A 15,336-nucleotide genomic window follows, 5' to 3' on the forward strand; every position below is an offset into this window, starting at 1 on the left:
TCTGTTATTTAATCCCAACTAGGTTAGTCAGTTAATTAAGCTTGATGAGCTTTCCGACGACGAGAGAAAGCAAGCGCTCCACCTACGAGTCCCAGACCCACCAAGGTAGCAGGCTCAGGTACAGAAGCAACGGATGAAATTTTTGCTTTCAACATAAAGTCGTTGTGGTCTATGTGAAGGGTAGGCCCTGCATAATCTTCCCAAGCAATGAGCATTTCGCCCTTAGTTAAGTCAAACGCCGAGCTAGTTAAGTTTTGCAGTTTACTGTTTGGGCTGTAGCCAGCGTGCTGATACTTTTGAGGACCACCAGCCCAGGCCAAATCGTTGTAAAGTGCATCTTGGGTAGCAGCATCAGCAGTATAAACAGTCTTTGCTGTAGCAGCAGTTAACGTGCGGCGAGGATCTCCATTCACAGGAATCTGGTCAAGAAACATGGTATATTGCTTTCCAGCCAGGAAGGTAAAGCTGTTTGTACAAGTTGTAACTGCTTTGCCTGCGCCACAAGTTCCCTGGAAATCTCTCGCATTAGAGTTCCCATCGGAAATTGCTACTTCTGAGAGCATATCTGACTTAGCCCCAGTTGCGAGCTCTTTAATGCCGAATATTTCTTGCCAAGCACCGTGAGATTCAAGGAAAGTAAAGTCAACTGTTGTGTCAGTTGCAAAGCTAATGGGGTCTCCAAAACTGAAGGCTTGTGCTGGAGCGGAAGCGACACTGAATATAGCGCTAGCAGCGGTGGCGGTAGCGGCGGCGGTAGTAAGTAGGCGTTGTTTGAGATTCATGATAACCATCCTAAAAGTGGTGACAGGTATAACTTAGTAAAGATGATTTTGACTAAGAGGTGGCCTAGCTAATATCCCAGTTCTCTGGAGCTTCTCCATAAGATTCAGGTTAGATCTAGAGACACCTTCTCTTAGCTAATATAAGCTGACAGTTGGCGCTCTCCTTGACTTACCCCGACAGTTAACCCCTCGACTTATCTCGTTACAATCTATTACTAACCGACTTAGCACCCTAATGTCCAGAGATTTGAAGCAGCTTTATCTACTCTTTAAAAATTTCTCTGCTTGTGTAAACTCTTGGTAGATTACATCCTTTTGGAGATGGCAAATCATCTGTCTTCTCCGTATTTATACTGGGATTTTGCTTATACAATAGTTAATCCGACTGGAAGTGACCCATTCTCCTCCTTTGGAACGATAGGGTTTTTACGTATTACTGGCTTCAAGACAAATCGTAATGCCTGACCGATTACAGCACCCAGTAAGAATAGTTAGTTTACTGCGAATTCTGAAACTAGCCTGTTTAATTTTTGAATATTTTTGCATCGAAAAGCTAGTTTTTTGTGAGTTTTCAGTGCTGTTTTAAGTCATGATTTTCATTACCATCAGTGGTGTTTCACCGCATCTAGTAAGCTCCTTCTTTTTGCAGCACAACTTTGATTGTTTGTAGCAAAATTTGGAAATCGAGAGCTAGAGACCAGTTCTGAATATAGGTTATATCCAGGCGAAAAACATCTTCAAAATCAACAACATTAGAACGACCGGAAACCTGCCACAAACCGGTAATACCAGGTAGTACCTCATGACGGATGAAGTGATGTTCCGACATTTTTTCTACATCTCGTAACGGAAATGGTCGTGGACCGACAAGGCTCATTTCACCCAGCAGGACATTAATGATTTGTGGTAGTTCATCCAAACTATAACGGCGGAGAAACTTACCTACACGAGTAATACGGGGGTCATCTTTCATTTTGAACATAACGCCCCCTTTCATTTCGTTTTTCGCTTCTAGTTCCTTCTGTAAGCGATCGGCATCTATTACCATCGTGCGGAATTTCCAAACTTTAAAGTGACGGCCTTTGAGACCAACTCGGTTCTGTTTGTAGAAGATCGGGCCACGCGAGTCAAATTTTATGAGTAGTGCGATCGCTAAAAACAAGGGACTTGCTAACATCAACACAGATATTGCTGCCACAATATCGACAAAACGCTTTGTCCAAAAATCGCTCCCCAAGATAGGTGGAGAACGAAACCTGATGGTGGTCAGCCCATCGATCATCTTGATTTCAGACCATTGGCTGGGAATTTTCAGACCAATTGGTAACACTCTGAGACTGATACCGGAACTCATCAATTCCCAATATAGGAATATGGGAGCCCTGACAGCTTCCCAAGAGCAAACAAACACTTCACTGACTTTGAGTTGCCGAACGCGATCGAGGATTTCAATCCAAAATTCTTGGTTACTTTCTGAAGGTAAAATCGCTTGACCCCGGACGTCAAATCTTGCGGTTTTGTCCAATAACTTTCTGGCTTCTTCAATATCCCCAGGGTCGCCCAGTAGAAATATTCGCTGACGTATTGCGCCTTGACGTCGCAGGCTGACGATCGCTAACTGAATCAGTAGCCGCTCAGTACAAACAAAAATTATAGATAACAGCCAAGACAACAAGAAAGTTGAACGAGATACTATCAGGCCCGGTTTATAAAGAAATGCAATAATCAATAACACAATCTGGGCCAGAGTGAGCGATTTGATCAGGGTGAAGTAATCGCGTCGTTTATCATCCGTGCCATACAATCCTGAAGCGGCTAGAATTCCAAGGCTGATCGCCATAATTGGTAGCAAAAACCCCGGCTCTTGGCTGGACTTCCAGAAAAGTTCAAAAGAATTGACAGGGGTTCCCCAAGAATCAGCAATTATCCAAGCCAAAGACAACATAAGGCTATCTAGGACAAGCAGGATGGCTACTCGCAGCCAACCAACACCTGTGCCTTGGCGAAGCCTGGTAATAATCGGAGCGCGTAGGTCAGGCATATTTTAGTGTTTGTTCTTGTCTGGGGGAGATGAATTAATAATGTACAAGTGCGTAAGCTTCCCCTATTTTTTAGCATATGCTTTTCTTGACGCGCCCATTTGCCAACACTGACAACCCGATACGCGACAAAATTTTTGCCAAGTACAAACTAAGATCGGTTAGCAGCCTGCCAAAGTCTTGATGACGCTGCGATCGCACCCCTACAATCCTACTACCATAGCACCTCAGCGCAACCTATAAGCAGAGACTGCTACTCTATCAGTCTAGACAATGGGCAAGTAGACTCTCACCCCACATAAGTATTGGTACTTACGAATAAACAAGGGAGATCGCTAGATTAATTATTGTACATCTTTCCAAGGAAAGAGTTGACAGCAAAGCTCGACAGACAAAGGGCGACTTTGCATAAATGCGAGATTCTTGATTTCTAGAGCAGATTTGTTGCAAAATGTCCTAGCGGTAATAGGATCGGTCAAGTTCGATCGGATCGAGCGATAAGCGGTATTGCAAAAGCAGTAACAACGATGAATTACCAGCCAACATAGCCACATAGTTAAGTAAACATAGCGCTTCTATTCCGTACCCAGGCATGAGCAAAACCGCCCTGAACTTAATAGCCATTTGTGTTTTTGCAATGACGCTCTCCACGCTTCTAGGGCCATTGTTGAACATATCTCCGTATGTGCCCGCCATCGCCACCTTGACCATTTTGGGATTAGGCACCCTAGATACTCTCACCTGGCAGGGACAGGGAGTAAACCTACTTTTGGATTGGTTAGCGAGTGCTTCCCCGGAACATCGAGCCCGCGTAGTGAGGCATGAAGCAGGACACTTCCTGGTAGCTCAGCTGTTGGGAATACCTGTGAGCGGCTACGCCCTAAGCGCCTGGGAAGCCTTTAAGCAAGGACAGCCAGGACAGGGAGGGGTAACATTTGACGATCGAGAATTAGCATCCCAACTGCAACAGGGAATCTTATCGGCGCAGATTCTCAATCGCTACGGCATTGTCTGGATGGCTGGAATAGCTGCCGAAACTTTAATCTACGGTAATGTCGAGGGAGGATCTGAAGACCGACAGAAGTTAGGAAGTCTTCTCGAAAAGTTGGGATGTCCTCTGCGCGAATATCCTCAACAAGAGCGCAGTTTTGCTCTCCAAGCTCGTACCCTCTTACAGTCCCACTGGAAGTCATACGAAGCTCTTGTTGTGGCAATGGAACAGCGAGCTTCCGTGACCGAGTGTTCTCGGATTGTTGCTCAGTATTGCCAGGAGACTTTAAAGAGTTAAGAGTTTTCACTTGGGAGAAAAATATTAACTGGGAACAGAGAACTCAGTATTCGCAATTCCCCTCAAAGGAGGTCTCGTTGATTGGCCGATCTCCATCGCAAATGACTTGATTGCGTCCATTAGTTTTGGCACGGAGTAGGCTTCGATCGGCACGGTTGAGCAGACTTACCCCATTAGTATCGTCATCTGGTTGCAGCGAAGCAATCCCAATACTGACAGTAACGCTTAGAGCTAGGTTGTTGTCAATGCCGAAGCGTTGGTTGGCGATCGAGCGATTTAGACGCAGTGCAACCGTTTGCGCTTCTTTAGGGTTCGTGTTACTGAGAAGAATCACAAATTCTTCCCCTCCGTAGCGAAAGGGCGTGTCTTGAAAGCGCAGGTTGTGCCGCAGTCGGGCCGAGAGCAGCTGAAGGACGCGATCGCCGACCAAATGGCCGTAAGAATCGTTGATCGATTTGAAATAATCGACATCTAGCATCAGCAAGCTCAGAGGCATCTCTCTGGCGCGAGCGTTTTGGATTTGTCGGGGTAATTCCCAATCCAAAGCCCGACGATTGCTCAATTCCGTCAAGGGGTCAGCCAGTGCGATCGCAGACAAAACATCGTTGGTACGCATTAAGTTGCGATCGATCTGCACTCGCCTGATCCCGGCTTGAACTTGCGCTTGCAGAAGATGATTTTGCATCGTTAATCCTGCTTCCCAGGATATATCACCATTTCCGCGATTGGTCAGCAACCAGAGATAGGCGTCGGCTCCTCCTTCTAGAGCTGCTGCCCTCAATCCTAACTCCCAATTCCAGCCTGGTAAGATTTCTTCGATAGCGTTTTGAGGTTGCTCCGCTATCAGGATGCAGTATATCCAGGCCAAACTGGTTTGTTGTTTGATCTGCCGACAGAGCTCGAGGCTGCCAACTTGGCTTGCCTGTAGAATCACTACATCAGGCTGTTGTGCTTGGATCGTAGGCAACGCTTCCATAGGGCTGGACGCAAACTCTACTGTACAAGCTGCTAAATATCGCAGCCGTTCTAGAAGTGTTGTTTTAAATTCATCACTTCCAACTACAAGAATGGAAGCATCCATTGGCGTAGGGAGCTGGGTGGGAAAATTTGAGCGGTGACGACAACCAGATAAAAGAACTTTCACGGATGGAAAAACATAAAATTGTAGATTTGACGAGATAGGTGAGAGCCCCTGCCCCCATGTTTTATGAGTATATCTGGGTTTAGCTTAGCCACTGGTTGCTCTTTTAATCTACTTTTAACATTTTCCAGTTTCTACAACTCTCAGAGGTTCTTATTCGGATGGCTCACGTCTACCTTCACACAATCTTTAAATAAAATGATTTATTATTTTCTGTGTGTAAGTAGCTGTTTGAGAGTAATCGACCGTTCACTTCAACTACCGTATTTATACATAAATACAGCCGAAAACGTTCCTGCGTATGCTTAAGAAAAGCTACATCAACAAGCGTCAATCAATAGTGAACTTTTTGGGAACAATTTGTTAATGTTAAATTTAATACATCATAGCTCAAATATCGGCAATTGTAAATTCCTTCTGACAATTACCATTTCTACTGAACAGAAGAATTTTAGAAATATCAAGGTATATCGATATAATGGCGCTCTCCTATTTGTGCTGTAATACCCTAATTTTAGGGACTCTTGACTGGGATTTCTTAGTTGCTCTTTAGATGAGTTCAATCCATGAAAGCTTGATTTAGAGGGGATTTCAGGCGATCGTTTATCTGTTGAAATCAGACTGCGATCGCAGTCTGATTTCAACGATTTAGACAAGCAGAGATTTCTCGGCAAAAAACTGGAGTTCGAGGCATAGCAAAGGTTTGAGACATGGGGACTTCCCTGTAAAGCCAAACTCCATTTAGTCCTATCCCACCAATTTCTTACCTCCAGCAGTGTCCTGTGTCTGACGCTCAGCTGCTTGGGCATTTAACTTTTGGTTCAAATCGCGTATGCGGCGGGAAAGCAGGCGGATGATGTTAACCGCAATTCCGGGCGTTTCCTCAATAGCGTCGTAGAGTTGCTGCTGTGTCAGCACTAGACACTCACAGGCTGTTACAGTCGAGACTGAGGCGGAACGAGGTTCGGCGTCAAACAAAGACATTTCACCAAAGCAGGCACCTGGCCCCAACTGGGCGAGATCGTTGTTTCCTATATGCACGCGGACTTGGCCGAGTACGACTATGTAGAGAGATCGCCCCTCCTGCCCTTGGGTAAAAATGGTGTGCTTGGTCGGAAATGATAGCTCATCCATCACCGAAGCAAGTCGGACGAGAAAATCATCCCGCAGTTCCTGAAAGATGGGCACGCCCCTGACAAACAATAGCCGATCGACACTGGTAAGCATCTATCTATACTTTTATCTGATAATAATAATACCCCGCCTATGCGTCAACATCCCGGAGCCCGCTCAACCTAACATCAGTAGGTTCGCAAGCAACATTGTACTGGTTTTTAGCGAACGAGGCGTTTTGCATATCTTATGCTTCATTATTAAAGCAGAGAAAATAAAGGTTCAGTAGGATTTCATTAGCCATTTCCCGAATCAAAACAAATCAATTCGATTGCCAAGATTGGGTAAGTATTTTGACAGACATTTACTGGGGAATTTGTATCCTTAACCCCAACTGCAACTTAGAAATACCTCGCCTCTTGACCGAGTATTCTTCAACTTACGCTGGATTCTCACCCTGCTCTATACCTAACTCTGCCATCATTTCCTGCACTTGAGCGGCTACTAGGCGATCGGGATCTTGTTTGAGTTTCGGTAGGAGTTCTGCTAGCGCACGTTGGGAGGCCACTCTGAGATAAGCGATCACTGCTTCTCTGACAAAACCCGTAGGATGACGCAGACAAGCGATAGTAGCTTCAGCCGTCAAATTCCAACGAGCAGATCTCGCTAAATGAAAACAACAAGCTAGAGACCAATCTGATAGAAAGTGCCGTAAAGATAGCAACCTACGCACGCGATCTCTCTCGTCCAAAGGCTGATAGACAACTAGCGCTGCTAAACTTTGCAATTTTTCCCAATCCGAGTTGCGATCGAGAACGGTAAGCAACACACGTTTAGTAGGAATATCAATAGTTTGGTCTAATATTTCTAACCCCCTTGCCATCTCAGATGGAGAATCCGATCGCAAATTAAAAGCTGCTGCTTGAATGGCCCCAAGCGGATACAAAAATTTCATGAGTAAAAAACACCGCTCCACCGAATCTGCCAGTGCATCTTTGAGGGCCCTTTGCAGCAAATCGGCTTCGTTGCTTTTTAATTCTCGGCTCAGATCTATCCTAGCGGCGTACATCTGCGCCATAAACATTAGTTCCTGATCGATTAACATTTCGACGCCGCTGCGCCCCAACCGATCGAGTACGCTTTCAATACCGATTTCGTTGGGCAACTTCAGCACAATTTGGATAATTTGACGTCTGGTGTTTCCCCAGGCAGTCATCAAGTTAGATACTAATACATTCAGGGCTTCGCGAGTGCCAATACGACCGATCGCATCCCAGGCATAGCGCCGCACCAAATCAGGTTTGTGAATATTTGTTGCCAGGGACAGGAGCATGGGAATCGCATCGTTTTCCAGTCGGACGATCGCGTGCAGGGCAGCCTCGCGAGTAGACTTATATTCCAGACCGCGTAGCAGGGAAGGATAGTACTCTTCCAAACGAGTAGCTGCGATCGCTTCGAGCAAAGCACAACGTACCCGCAACGACTTATCTCGCAACAAGTTAGGAATTTGCAGCCTGAGTGTTTGCAAATACACCGCTTCACCTAGCGCCCGACAACCCATTACCCGTTCTTGTTCTTCTTGATGGGTTAGCATCCGCCGCAAGACAGATGTTGCCTCTGCTTTTTGTGTGGCGCTTCCCAAGCGCAAAAGTAGGGAAGCAGCAGTACCTCGCACCATCGGATCGATCTCCGGACGCAGATACGGTCTTAACTGACGCAGATCCGGTTCTGGTTCGGTTAGCCAAACATAGCGCAAAGCAACAGCCAAGACATCCGGTTCGGGATCTGAGGTTTCTATGAGAGCGCGAATATTGGTTAAATAAGCTGGATTGGGGTTGTTGAGCATCACTTCCAAGCTTTGACGTTGCAAAGCGGGTGGAAACTGAGGCAGCAGAGGAGCTAGTATTTCCCCAACGTCCTGGGAGTAAATTTGACTGAGAAGTTCGATGCAAGAGCGCTTTTCTGCCTCCTCTGCCGGACGCTCCAGCACTTCTACGACGGCTCGCTTCAAGACGCGCAAATCGACATCGGCACTACCGAGCTGTCCGCGTTGGGCGCTCAATACTAACAAGTCTACATAGCGCGATCGCAACAGCCAAACTGACATCAGCCACGCCAAGGCAAAGATGACTATTCCGAGGACCACAATCCAACCCAGCCACTCTTTCTGTACTTTCTCCCCAAGAGTAGGGAATGCCCAATGGATTAACCAGAGAATTGCTAATATCGCACTTCCGGTAAAACCCGTTGCCACAGGTTCCGCAATGCCACGAGCTTTCGTCTCCACACTGCCGCGCAGGTTCTCCGGGATGGGTTGGAATAGCACCGAACCGGTGCTGGCAACGAAAGTGTAGCGCAGCAGTTCATCGACAAACTTCAAGACGATTAAACCGATGAATAATTCTAACCCCTTCAGAGAAAATACGCGCAGCACAGCCAATATCAATATTGTTAGAGGGATCAAGCCCAGGATAGCCATCACTGCGGGTGGCAGCATGGCGGTTACGAACACCCCCATCCGTTCGATCACCCTACTGGAGATAAACCATTGCGTGATCAGCTCGCAGATACCGACAATACCGCTGAACAAACCTAAGAAACTGGCAATATCTTTACCATCCAAGTGCAGTTCCAACTGGGAGAGATACTGAAAGTCGATTAGCAGCAGCAATACCTGGGCGATTACAAAAAAGGCATAGAGTAATATCTCGTATTGTCGTAAAGGCCCTGCCAGTTTGCGAGTGGAAGATCCATCGTGGTAATCCCTTAAGTTGCTTGGGTGAGAGTCGGGAAATGACTGCTCGTAGCGATTACTGAGATAGTAGAGAATTCCTGCACCCATAACCAGCATTACCGCCGCTACCAAGATGATGTTGTGCAGTCCTACAACGGAAAGCAGCAGGGGTAGGGAAAAGCCGCTCAGTACGTCTGCTACTAAACTGCCGCTACTGATCAGAGGAAAGGTGCGCTTAATTTCCCGGATGTTGAATAGCTGGTTTGCGGTCAGCGAGGTGTTGAGGTGATTGAGGGCATAGGCTCCATCTACCCATAAGGGTAGTAAAAATACTGTCAGCCAACCGAAATCGGGAAACTGTAAGCCCACGCGAAATAATAGCAGGGGAAAGGCTAGCAGCACAGCGATCGTCACGATAAATTGTCGCAACGGCAAAATTCTTTGCATCCAGGTCGATAATAAACCCAATGCTCCGCCCAGTCCAGCGCTGGCAATATAAATCCAGGGCAACCACTCTGCTCCCAACTGATCGAGGAACAAAGCTACTGTGCTGGCTTCCAACCATACCAGTCCTATGGAAGTAGTGGTATATACAGCGAACATCAGTAGCGTGCGTTCGCTTTCTTCTGCACGCAGGTTGAGCCATTGCAGCAATAATCGTGAAAAACCCCACGAAGGCGATGTATTGTTCAGCGTCATAAAAATAACAGGGAAACCGCACGGGCGAGCGAAAGCAGAGGGTTTGCTGGGCTATTTGTCAAGAGGTTAGTTGCCGTGACAAATAGCGATCTTTTCCAGCAGTGGCAGATAATCTGTTTGTTTAACTGATGCCTTGGTATATTTAGTGTGAACTACCTACGCTTCCCTACGGGTAAGCGTAGGCTTCTGGCACATTTTTAAGAAATTTTTGAATTAAGATGAAAGCCCAACTATTGTATCTGAATTTAGTTTCTGCTGCGATCGCGCTCAAAGGATAAACATAGCTCCGACAGCCTACCTCAGAGCTTACACAAAGACCAGCTGGAGCTATGTTTAACGAAGAATTAGGCACTCTAGGGGCTTTCCTAAAGTGCTTTCCCTGTCCTTTAGCTGCGATCGATATTTCTATAGTCGCATAATGGCAAGTAATACCAAGAGCGATCGCCAGCCGCCTTTAACCAGGGCAGTTATGGTGCGTTCTCCAAAAAGTCGGCTATTTTTTGGGAGCCAGCAGCATCATCATATTGCGCCCTTCTTTTTTGGGTGCTTGCTGCACTTCGGCAATCTCCTGCAAATCGTTGGCCATCCGATTGAGCAGCTCTTCTGCCAAGTCGCTGTGTTGAATTTCCCGCCCACGGAACATGACGGTCGCTTTTACCTTATCTCCTTCCTGAATAAACCGCTTCGCGTGAGCAAGCCGCACGTTATAATCGTGTTCCTCAATCTTGTAGCGCATCTTGACTTCCTTAACGTCAGCCGTGTGCTGCTTTTTCCGGGCTTCCCGCGCCTTTTTTTCCTGCTCGAACTTAAACTTGCCGTAGTCCATGATCCGGCAAACAGGCGGGTCAGCCTTATCGCTGACTAAGACAAGATCGAGTTCTTTTTCGATCGCTAAGGGTAACGCTTCTTGTGGGGACATAATCCCCAGCTGCGCTCCATCGGTATCAATAACTCGAATTTTTGGAAATCGAATGCGTTCGTTGATTGTAGGTAAATTACTTGGGCGTCTTTTTTCGATCACAGGCATTGGTAAGGTTTGTGAGCAGTTGAGTGACAGTTTGGATTTTGCTGCGGTTTGCACCATTATCCAGATCCTTGATGGGGCTACGCAGTAGCTGAGCGGCATTGCCGTCTCGGAAGCGGGAAACCACCATAAAGCTTTATCTGCTTGTACTTGCCATTCTACTCACTCTGGTTGAGTTTCGGCCTATTTTTTTACATAATGTCTTAAGAACTGGCCTACCACAGCCGCAGCTTCCTTTGGAATGAATTACCATTAAAACTTAATAAAGAAACAGGAAACCAGCTCAGCCAATCAGCACTGTATAGAATTCTACAAATCTTAAAAAAAGCTGAAGAAAAAATGCTCAAGCGAACAGATACTTAATTTTGGTTAACTAATGAACGCGAACCATACAATGACCAGAGCGAAAAATGTCAATCTCAGGCCCCACCAAGTATTATCCCCTCGAAATGACATTCGATCGATCGCCAAAGCTAAAATTGAAGTCTGAGCAACATTTTGTCATCTTTTTGAAGCAGAGGTTAGCGTGACCATTTCCCTGCACTGGCAGCAACGGGTTGGCAGTCAACGAGATTGGGTTTGGCGAGGCTGGCAAACTCGATACACTTATATGCGGCCTTCCCAGTCTGCTGGGGATGCGACGACCTTTATCCTGTTGCACGGATTTGGGACTTCTATCGGCCACTGGCGACACAATATGACGGTATTCAGTCAGTCGCACCCGGTATACGCCCTGGATATGCTGGGCTTTGGCGCTTCGGAAAAAGCATCGGCAAAATATAATGTCACGCTTTGGGTAGAGCAAGTCTACGACTTTTGGCGGACTTTTATTCAGCAGCCGGTGGTTTTGGTTGGTAATTCGATCGGTTCTTTGGTGTGTCTGGCAGCAGCAGCAGCTCATCCGGAGATGGTACGGGGAGTTGTGATGATGAGTCTGCCCGATCCATCGGTGGAAGAGGAAATGATTCCGCGACCGTTGCGATCGCTCGTTGCCACCATTAAAAACATTGTCGCTTCCCCGCCCGTACTTAAAACTTTTTTTTATTGGGTACGAGTCCCGCAGCGAGTGCGCGGCTGGGCGGCCATCGCCTACGCTAACCCCGAAGCGATCACTGATGAATTGGTAGATATCTTAGTTGGGCCTGCCCAAGACCGGGGTTCTGCTCAAGCCTTCTGTGCTATCCTCAAAGCGATGACAAGTTCACAATTCGGCCCCAGTGTCAAGTCTTTGCTTCCCAACTTAAACATTCCTTTGCTCCTCATCTGGGGCAGCCAAGACAAGATGATACCTCGCGGTTTAGCCCGTCAGTTCAAACAGTACAACCCCAATTTGGAAGTTATCGAATTGGAGAACGTCGGTCACTGTCCTCACGATGAGTGCCCAGAGCGGGTAAATCAAATTATTTTAGAGTGGGTAGATGCCCAGTGTGCAAACACAAGGAAGTTGGAGGCGACACAGGAGCCGTCTAAAGTTTAAAGTAAAAAGTAAAAAGAACTAAGCTAACAACAGAGCATTCTTTTACCTTTTTACTTTGGCTTTTCGGAATTAACCAACCGTAACCTGATCGGTACTTACAGATGTTGCACCGCTCACGCTACGGGCTACCGACACCATCTTATTAAGAACGTCCTGACTGGGAACTTCTCCTTTCAAAACCACAGTACCGCCAGTCTGAGCTACCCAAAGACGATCGTAATCAGTCAGATCCGAGTCTTGGTCGAAAGCTAGAGCGACTCGCTTGGCTAAACCGCTTTGGTCGTACTCGCCATTCAATCCCACGCGCTCTGGGGGAATGTCCCCTCCATCGGGAGCCGATCCTGCTGGTGCGGGATTCGTTTGAGCATCAGCGGGCTTTTCCATTCCGAATAGGCGTTGTAACCAACCCATTGGCGTTTTTCCTCCAATAATTATGGACACAAATAATAATTAAACATTTTTCGATGATTTACTGCATCTATCGTCAAAAAGATTTTATATTCTCCCGTTACTACGCCTTTAGATAGATAAAGCCAGGATCTGGCTTTGTTAAAGTCATCTGACAAAAACTGTCGGTAGTGTTGCCCGGTCAAGTAGTTGCGGTAATATGATTAGACTAAACCCGTGCAACTTCTTTGTGCCACGGGGTAATTTTCTATCTTCAGCAGTATGCGATCGCGCCTCAGCATTTTTTCACGATAATGAAACACACCCTTTCCGTTTTGGTTGAAGATGAAGCCGGTGTTCTCAGCCGCATCGCTGGTCTATTTGCCCGTCGAGGCTTTAATATCGAGAGTTTGGCAGTTGGCCCAGCAGAACAGATGGGAATTTCGCGGATTACAATGGTCGTCCCTGGCGATGACAGAATTATCGAGCAGCTTACCAAACAGCTTTATAAGTTGATTAACGTCCTCAAGGTACAGGATATTACTGAGATTCCCTGTGTAGAGCGAGAGTTAATGCTACTCAAAGTCAATGCTAACAGCACCACTCGTTCGGAAATTATCGAATTGGCTCAGATTTTTAGGGCGCGGGTGGTGGATGTCGCGGAGGAGTCCCTGACTCTGGAAGTAGTTGGCGATCCGGGTAAAATAGTCGCGATCGTACAAGTACTCCAAAAATTCGGTCTTCGGGAAATTGCTCGCACCGGAAAAATTGCTCTGACTCGCGAGTCTGGCGTAAACACGGAGTTTCTCAAATCTTTGGAAGCAAAAATTTCTTAACCGAGTAGGGTGGGCAATGCCCACCCAGACCTAATCTATTATTAAAGAAATTTTACCTGTCGTCGAGCCTGTTTCTAGCAAGCGATGAGCTTCAGCAGCGTGTTCGAGGGGAAGAGTTTTGCTGAGGTGAATTTTGAGTTTACCTTGGTCTATTATACGGGCAGACTCTTCTAAAATTTTGCCTTGGTGTGTCTGTGCTGAGACCAACCCTTGCAACATGGGTGTCAGCATCAGTTCTAAGCTAATTCGGAGATTTCGGTTTCTGGCTGTCTTCAAATTTCCCAAGGCGGGATCTGGTTCTAAAATGGTGACTAAATCGCCATAAACCTGCACGACTGGAACTGTTTTGTAAAAGGTTTCGCCGCCTACGGTATCAAAGGCGAGGTCTACTCCTTCTCCATTTGTCCAGTCTAATGCGGCTTCGACAAAATCGGTTTCTTTATAGAGAATTACTTTATCTGCACCTAACTGACGAACGAATTCGGCGTTATCTTCCGAACCAACTGTAGTACAGACTTCCGCACCTTGCAACTTTGCCAATTGTATCGCGACGTGACCGACGCCACCCGCACCGGCGTGGATGAGAACTTTTCGTCCAGCTTCCAGGCGTCCGCGATCGTACAATGATTCCCAAGCGGTAATGAGGACGAGGGGAGCTGCTGCGGCTTCGGCAAAGGAGAGAGAAGCAGGTTTGCGGGCGACATACCGCTCTTCTACAACTGTATATTCCGCATAGTTGCCGTAGCGATCGCCCAGTCCACCATAGCAGAAATATACTTCATCGCCGACACGGAAGCGGCTGACACCAGCACCGACTGCTTCGACGACGCCAGCACCATCGCATCCCAAGATTGCCGGCATTTTATCTGGATAGAAGGTGCCTCGCTTCCGCAGTTTAGTATCGATGGGGTTGACACCTGCTGCCCGCAATCTTACCAAAAGTTCTGTGTCTCCCACAGGAACGGCAGGATTTTCAATTTGCCGCAGTTGTAGCACTTCCGGATCTCCGGCGGCTGTCATCAAGACTGCTCTCACAAGTTTTTCTCCTCACGGCTGAAGCTATGGCTTGTATTTGCCACTTTACCGCAACTGGGAGGAGAAAGCGATCGTCTCAAAGTATCAAAATAACAGAAATAATATCAAAGCAGCGCTGGCGACGATCGCCAGAAGAGAGGTATCATCGTCTTGTTTCGGCTGAGGATCGAGGGAGCGTTCTAATCCGCATTTGAGACAGACATATCTGCGGGGGTTGTTCGGATCGCTGACAAATGGACATGGCGCTTTACTGCAATCAACAGCGCAGGTTTTTTGTACTGTTGTCATGAAAACCCCCGATTGGAACCACTACCTTTGTTTATTCAACCGATATGGTTAACATCAGGAGAATTGCTGGCAATTTCGGGAAATTGTTGGGGGTGGGTAGGGTGCGATCGAACTCTGACACAAAGAGCGATCGCATTCTGTACTATTTCAAACTTTGCCCTAGTTTTCTTTTTGTTCCAGTGCCGGTGGATCTTCCAGAATCATAGCTATTTCTAGCAGTTCCCAGCATTGATAATCTTTGCCTGTCTCTGAGTTAAAGGGACGAACAACTCGACGATACGCTTCCAAGGTATCGACCATTAGTTTATTCCCGTTTGCCAACTCTACATCGTTGAGCCTGGTTTTGCCAACACCGGTGAGGTCTGCTAACTCATCCAGCGTTAAGCCTTTTTGTTCGCGGGCATTTTTCAAAATTAGCCCAACTTTTACCATTCCCACTTTGTCAAATCGGGCTATCGGTTCGCTTTTCTTGCTTTGGCGCGACATAACAACC

At 46.8% G+C, this 15,336-nt stretch carries 14 protein-coding genes; 3 read left to right on the forward strand and 11 right to left on the reverse strand.

Going from position 1 to position 15,336, the window contains the following annotated elements; translation table 11 throughout:
• Positions 1-35: 35 nt before the first annotated feature.
• The 3 genes from ACE1CD_RS25235 to ACE1CD_RS25245 all read right to left on the reverse strand — a co-directional run bounded on the left by ACE1CD_RS25235 (position 36) and on the right by ACE1CD_RS25245 (position 3,445).
• Positions 36-782, reverse strand: a complete 747-nt coding sequence (locus ACE1CD_RS25235) for a PEP-CTERM sorting domain-containing protein (protein ID WP_374826636.1) — start codon at positions 780-782, stop codon at positions 36-38.
• A 625-nt stretch (positions 783-1,407) separates the two neighbouring features.
• Positions 1,408-2,823, reverse strand: a complete 1,416-nt coding sequence (locus ACE1CD_RS25240) for a sugar transferase (protein WP_374826637.1) — start codon at positions 2,821-2,823, stop codon at positions 1,408-1,410.
• 454 nt (positions 2,824-3,277) lie between these two features.
• Positions 3,278-3,445 (reverse strand): hypothetical protein, encoded by a 168-nt coding sequence (locus tag ACE1CD_RS25245; protein WP_374793468.1) that lies wholly within the window; start codon positions 3,443-3,445, stop codon positions 3,278-3,280.
• Here ACE1CD_RS25245 and ACE1CD_RS25250 point away from each other — a divergent pair.
• On the forward strand, positions 3,414-4,109 hold the full coding sequence (locus tag ACE1CD_RS25250; protein WP_374792664.1) for an ATP-dependent Zn protease: 696 nt from the start codon (positions 3,414-3,416) through the stop codon (positions 4,107-4,109). The two genes, ACE1CD_RS25245 and ACE1CD_RS25250, sit on opposite strands and share 32 nt — an antisense overlap.
• Positions 4,110-4,152: 43 nt before the next feature.
• On the opposite strand, the gene ACE1CD_RS25255 is transcribed toward ACE1CD_RS25250, so the two are convergent.
• From ACE1CD_RS25255 to infC, 4 genes are all read right to left on the reverse strand, one after another.
• Complete coding sequence (locus ACE1CD_RS25255; protein WP_374792666.1) at positions 4,153-5,190, reverse strand: diguanylate cyclase; 1,038 nt, start codon at positions 5,188-5,190, stop codon at positions 4,153-4,155.
• An 807-nt stretch (positions 5,191-5,997) separates the two neighbouring features.
• On the reverse strand, positions 5,998-6,477 hold the full coding sequence (locus ACE1CD_RS25260; protein WP_374792668.1) for a Crp/Fnr family transcriptional regulator: 480 nt from the start codon (positions 6,475-6,477) through the stop codon (positions 5,998-6,000).
• 325 nt (positions 6,478-6,802) lie between these two features.
• On the reverse strand, positions 6,803-9,796 hold the full coding sequence (locus ACE1CD_RS25265) for an Npt1/Npt2 family nucleotide transporter (protein WP_374792670.1): 2,994 nt from the start codon (positions 9,794-9,796) through the stop codon (positions 6,803-6,805).
• 493 nt (positions 9,797-10,289) lie between these two features.
• Positions 10,290-10,823, reverse strand: a complete 534-nt coding sequence (gene infC, locus ACE1CD_RS25270) for a translation initiation factor IF-3 (RefSeq protein ID WP_374792672.1) — start codon at positions 10,821-10,823, stop codon at positions 10,290-10,292.
• A gap of 523 nt (positions 10,824-11,346) precedes the next feature.
• Between infC and ACE1CD_RS25275 the strand changes: the two genes are divergently transcribed.
• Positions 11,347-12,297 carry an alpha/beta fold hydrolase gene (locus ACE1CD_RS25275; RefSeq protein WP_374792674.1) on the forward strand — a complete coding sequence of 317 codons (951 nt, stop codon included), beginning with the start codon at positions 11,347-11,349 and terminating at the stop codon, positions 12,295-12,297.
• A gap of 69 nt (positions 12,298-12,366) precedes the next feature.
• Here the strand turns inward: ACE1CD_RS25275 and ACE1CD_RS25280 are convergent, their stop codons facing one another.
• Entirely contained in the window at positions 12,367-12,708 is a 342-nt protein-coding gene (locus ACE1CD_RS25280; protein ID WP_374792676.1) for a BON domain-containing protein, read from the reverse strand.
• Positions 12,709-12,998: 290 nt separating this feature from the next.
• Between ACE1CD_RS25280 and ilvN the strand changes: the two genes are divergently transcribed.
• Positions 12,999-13,520 (forward strand): acetolactate synthase small subunit, encoded by a 522-nt coding sequence (gene ilvN / locus ACE1CD_RS25285; protein WP_374792678.1) that lies wholly within the window; start codon positions 12,999-13,001, stop codon positions 13,518-13,520.
• Positions 13,521-13,550: 30 nt separating this feature from the next.
• Here the strand turns inward: ilvN and ACE1CD_RS25290 are convergent, their stop codons facing one another.
• The 3 genes from ACE1CD_RS25290 to ACE1CD_RS25300 form a co-directional block, all read right to left on the reverse strand.
• Positions 13,551-14,555: a zinc-dependent alcohol dehydrogenase family protein gene (locus ACE1CD_RS25290; protein WP_374792680.1), complete on the reverse strand. Its 1,005-nt coding sequence runs from the start codon at positions 14,553-14,555 to the stop codon at positions 13,551-13,553.
• An 84-nt stretch (positions 14,556-14,639) separates the two neighbouring features.
• On the reverse strand, positions 14,640-14,843 hold the full coding sequence (locus ACE1CD_RS25295) for a hypothetical protein (RefSeq protein WP_374792682.1): 204 nt from the start codon (positions 14,841-14,843) through the stop codon (positions 14,640-14,642).
• Positions 14,844-15,002: 159 nt separating this feature from the next.
• The gene (locus ACE1CD_RS25300) at positions 15,003-15,329 is read right to left on the reverse strand and encodes a helix-turn-helix domain-containing protein (protein WP_374792684.1); all 327 of its coding nucleotides are present in this window, start codon (positions 15,327-15,329) and stop codon (positions 15,003-15,005) included.
• Positions 15,330-15,336: the final 7 nt, after the last annotated feature.

Origin of the sequence: Aerosakkonema sp. BLCC-F183, from assembly GCF_041929145.1 — a bacterium.
Taxonomy (GTDB): Bacteria; Cyanobacteriota; Cyanobacteriia; order Cyanobacteriales; family Aerosakkonemataceae; genus Aerosakkonema.

What these genes read in the sequence shown, in the direction of transcription:
- ACE1CD_RS25260 (WP_374792668.1), bottom strand. Translation starts at nt 6,477, where the DNA reads ATGCTTACCAGTGTCGATCGGCTATTGTTTGTCAGGGGCGTGCCCATC.
- ACE1CD_RS25295 (WP_374792682.1), bottom strand. Translation starts at nt 14,843, where the DNA reads ATGACAACAGTACAAAAAACCTGCGCTGTTGATTGCAGTAAAGCGCCA.
- infC (WP_374792672.1), bottom strand. Translation starts at nt 10,823, where the DNA reads ATGCCTGTGATCGAAAAAAGACGCCCAAGTAATTTACCTACAATCAAC.
- ilvN (WP_374792678.1), top strand. Translation starts at nt 12,999, where the DNA reads ATGAAACACACCCTTTCCGTTTTGGTTGAAGATGAAGCCGGTGTTCTC.
- ACE1CD_RS25250 (WP_374792664.1), top strand. Translation starts at nt 3,414, where the DNA reads ATGAGCAAAACCGCCCTGAACTTAATAGCCATTTGTGTTTTTGCAATG.
- ACE1CD_RS25265 (WP_374792670.1), bottom strand. Translation starts at nt 9,796, where the DNA reads ATGACGCTGAACAATACATCGCCTTCGTGGGGTTTTTCACGATTATTG.
- ACE1CD_RS25300 (WP_374792684.1), bottom strand. Translation starts at nt 15,329, where the DNA reads ATGTCGCGCCAAAGCAAGAAAAGCGAACCGATAGCCCGATTTGACAAA.
- ACE1CD_RS25255 (WP_374792666.1), bottom strand. Translation starts at nt 5,190, where the DNA reads ATGGATGCTTCCATTCTTGTAGTTGGAAGTGATGAATTTAAAACAACA.
- ACE1CD_RS25235 (WP_374826636.1), bottom strand. Translation starts at nt 782, where the DNA reads ATGAATCTCAAACAACGCCTACTTACTACCGCCGCCGCTACCGCCACC.
- ACE1CD_RS25240 (WP_374826637.1), bottom strand. Translation starts at nt 2,823, where the DNA reads ATGCCTGACCTACGCGCTCCGATTATTACCAGGCTTCGCCAAGGCACA.
- ACE1CD_RS25280 (WP_374792676.1), bottom strand. Translation starts at nt 12,708, where the DNA reads ATGGGTTGGTTACAACGCCTATTCGGAATGGAAAAGCCCGCTGATGCT.
- ACE1CD_RS25245 (WP_374793468.1), bottom strand. Translation starts at nt 3,445, where the DNA reads ATGGCTATTAAGTTCAGGGCGGTTTTGCTCATGCCTGGGTACGGAATA.